General features: G+C 35.1%; 1 protein-coding gene. It reads left to right on the top strand.

Annotated features, from left to right (window positions below; translation table 11 throughout):
• Positions 1-140 precede the first annotated feature (140 nt).
• On the top strand, positions 141-703 hold a 563-nt coding region (locus tag ACRCJ0_RS17660; protein WP_431391453.1), incomplete at its 3' end, for a glucosaminidase domain-containing protein.

The raw sequence follows: 703 nt of genomic DNA, 5'->3' as shown, positions 1-703 counted from the left end.
AATATTACACTAATATTACAAATATTAAATAATAACATCAACACAAATTAAGTCTTTCTTAATAAAATTATTTTAGATAGAATTTAGGTTGTGAAAGTTTAGTTTTTTTGACAATTAAAAAATTACAAGGGGGAGTATAATTGGTTATTGAGGAGAATAAAGTAGGGTCGCGCAAATCAATTGCGTCAATTTCCAAAAAATCAGCAACTTTAGGGGCTATCGTTTTAGGGTCTGCTTTTGCTGTATCATGTTTAAGTGCAAATATCGATATGCCAACAATAAAAGCGAGCGAAGGGACGACGGTTACTTTTGCATCAACCAATAATGCTTTCTTAGATAGCATCATTCCAGATGCCTATAAGCTAGCAAATGATAACGACCTATATGCATCAGTAATGATTGCTCAAGCGATTTTAGAGTCTAACTGGGGTGTATCAGGTCTATCAGCAGCACCATACTACAACTTATTCGGGATTAAAGGGACTTATAACGGCGAGGGTGTAACTTTCTACACACTTGAAGATGATGGTTCTGGTAACTACTACCAAATCAGAGATTCATTCCGCGATTACCCATCATACAAAGAGTCATTAAATGACTACGCGAATAAAATGGTTAATGGTGTTTCTTGGGATTCTGAATTTTATTCAGGTACTTGGAAATCAAATACAAGTTCATACACAGATGCGACTGCTGCCTTAAC

The sequence above is a fragment of the Aerococcus sp. L_32 genome (assembly GCF_050689315.1).
The sequence above is the reverse complement of the archived record's forward strand: the minus strand, read 5'-3'. Positions and strand labels throughout refer to the sequence as shown.